Annotated in this window: 2 protein-coding genes; both read left to right on the top strand. The window is 60.8% G+C overall.

The annotated features are described in order from the left end of the window. The coding region (locus tag ACFQPB_RS23730) for a PD-(D/E)XK nuclease family protein (protein ID WP_382228863.1) at positions 1-1,053 on the top strand (1,053 nt) is incomplete at its 5' end. Positions 1,054-1,112: 59 nt separating this feature from the next. Further along, positions 1,113-2,857, top strand: a 1,745-nt coding sequence (locus ACFQPB_RS23725; protein WP_382228860.1) for a UvrD-helicase domain-containing protein, incomplete at its 3' end; no start/stop codon positions are given.

Here is a 2,857-nt window from a genome sequence, read left to right as displayed (position 1 = left end):
CCTGGTGAGGAAACGCACCCGTTGTGGCTGCTGCTTGAGTCACTTTTTGAGAAAGGGCACGGCCCTGCCATCCAAGCGATGGAAGACAGTCTGACCGATCAGCGGCTGGCCCCTGTGGCGTACAGACCGCTCCCTCCTAGGCAGCGGTGGTGGCAACTGCCCCCTGAGGCGGACATCCCGAGGCGCAAGTCGGAGTCATTCTCCAGTCTGGAGTCGTTCCTGTTCAATCCCTTCCAGTGGGTACTGAAATACCCCGCTGCATTGAACACCAGCAGCATTCTGGATGTCAGCGAGGGCGTCCTGCTTTACGGGAACCTGTCACACCACCTGGTCGAGCGCTACGTGGCAGAGCCCTTCGCTCTTACACAGGCGGACAGCGCTTTTGACGCCTGGTTTGATGAAGCCTTTGAAACCCTGATCTCGCAGGAAGGCGCCGTGCTGCAAATGCCCGGTCGGCAAGAGGAACTTGCCTCGTTCCAGCGCAAGCTGAGAAAAGCCATGCACCAATTGCGCAGCCAGTGGCGGGCGGCCAAGGTGGTGTCGGTACGCTCCGAAGAACGGCTGGAAGGCCAGTTTGTAGGAGGCAACATCAGTGGCTATGGCGACTTGCTGGTGGTCCGAGAAAACGGCGAGCAAGCCATCATCGACATGAAGTGGGGTGGCAAGGCCTACGCAGACAAGCTGGCGAACAACCGCCATTTGCAGTTGGCCATCTATGGTGAGATCGTTCGCCAGTGGACTGGGCAATGGCCCAGGCTGGCCTATTTCTCATTCAGCACTGGCGAATTGCTGGTCACCGACCGTGACTACTTCCCCGAAGCCCGGCTGGTGCGCAAAAAGGATGAGGTGGCCGAAGAAGGTGCCGCACACCTGTGGCAGCGGTTCCTCGTTACCTGGGCTTGGCGGCGTGGCCAAATCGACCAGGGCCTCATTGAAGTGGTGCTGGATGAGGAAGGTGACACCGAGCCACCCGAGGAAGGACTGGTGCCGGAAGTTCTGAACACCCGCTACAACGACTACCTGAAACTCGCCGGCTGGGGAGACGAGCAATGAGCCTCACATTCATCAGCGCCGGCGCCGGCAGCGGCAAAACCCACACCCTGATGCAGACGTTGGGTGAACTGCTGGGCAGTGGCGAGGTTCGCCCCGGAGGCGTGATTGCCACGACATTCACCAAGAAGGCCGCCACCGAATTGCGCGAGCGTGTGCGTCAGCATCTGTTTGAGTCGGGCCGAATGGGTCTGGCCAACGCCATGGGGCAGGCCCGCATCGGTACCGTCAACAGCGTGTGCGGCGGCCTGCTGGAGCGTTTTGCGTTTGAGGCCGGTATGGCAACACGGCAGCAAGTGCTGGATGAGGCGCAGACCTCGCAGCTCATTCGCGAAGCGATAGAGGCAGCGATGAGCGGTGAAGAGGTGGTGGCGCTGTCTGGTCTGGCCCAGCGCCTGGGCATGGAGGACTGGACAGCAGACATCGCAGCATTGGTGGCGCAGGCACGGGGCAATGACATCGATCCCACACAACTGATCACCTTTGCACATCAGAATGCGGACGATCTTCTGGCGCACTTCCCGGCACCATTGCGCGAAACACTGACGCAGGACCTGCTGACGGAGATTCGGCGTGCACTGCCATCATTGCAGGCCGCTGCCGCCACATCCACAGTCAAGAAGACCCAAGCTTATTTGGCAACGCTGGAGCGGTTTGAACGCGAGTTGCGCCAGGGCATCCCACCTTGGTCGCAATGGATGGCGCTTTCCAAAGAGACGCCTGAGAAAGGCTTGCTGAGCTTGAGCGAGCCCATACAGATGCTGGCTCAAGCATGTGATGGGCATCCCCAGTTACACGCCGATATTCGAAGCTATCTGGAGCGTATGTTCAGCGTCAGCGCGGCTGCGTTGGCGCACTACCGTGCGCGCAAGCTGGCCATGGGCGTGGTGGATTTCACCGACCAGGAACACTTGCTGCTCAAACTGCTGGACGAGCCGGAAGTCGCCGAGGTATTGCGCGAAGAACTTGACTTGCTCCTGGTGGATGAATTCCAGGACACGAGCCCCATCCAACTGGCGCTCTTCCTCAAACTCTCGCGCTTGGCCAAACACACCTATTGGGTGGGCGACATCAAACAGGCCATTTACGGCTTCCGCGGCAGCGACACCGAGTTGATGCAAGCCATCCTCGGCGCGCTACCTGGCATGGGCGGCAACAAGCGCATCCTGGATGGGTCCTGGCGCTCGCAACCTGCCTTGGTGCATCTGGTCAACGAGGTGTTTGTCCACACTTTTGCGGACACGCTGCCTCCAGAGGAGGTCGCATTGGTACCTCAGCGGCCTGAATTCACGGGGAATCCAGCCCTGAGCCGCTGGTGGTTGGGGGGCAAGAACGTCGAAGAAATCAGCCATGCGCTGGCCGACGGGGTGCGGCAACTGCTTGCCAGCGGCCGGCAAGTACCAGCCAAAGGTTCAGAGGAACTCCGCCCGCTGCTTGCGCGCGATATCGCCATCCTGTGTCGATCCAACACTGCTGTTACCCAGGTCGCCGCCACATTGCGGCAAGCAGGTGTGGCGGCCGCAATGGCACAACCTGGTTTGTTGTCCACGCCCGAAGCAACATTGGCGCTGGCCTGCTTGCGCCGGCTCAACGACGCCTCTGACACGGTGGCCACGGCCGAGATCGTCTCGCTGGCGGACAGCGAAGCGCCGGACGTTTGGTTGGCCGATCGGCTCGCGCATCTCCAACGGGGTGAAAGTCGCGGCTCTTGGCGAGAAACCGGTGAACATGCCCACCCGATGGTGGCAGGCTTGGCTCTCCTACGAGGTGAGCATCCGCTGTTGACCCCGCAAGAAGCGTTGAGGCG

This window comes from Hydrogenophaga atypica, from assembly GCF_042665215.1.
GTDB lineage: Bacteria > Pseudomonadota > Gammaproteobacteria > Burkholderiales > Burkholderiaceae_C > Hydrogenophaga > Hydrogenophaga defluvii_A.
The sequence above is the reverse complement of the archived record's forward strand: the minus strand, read 5'-3'. Positions and strand labels throughout refer to the sequence as shown.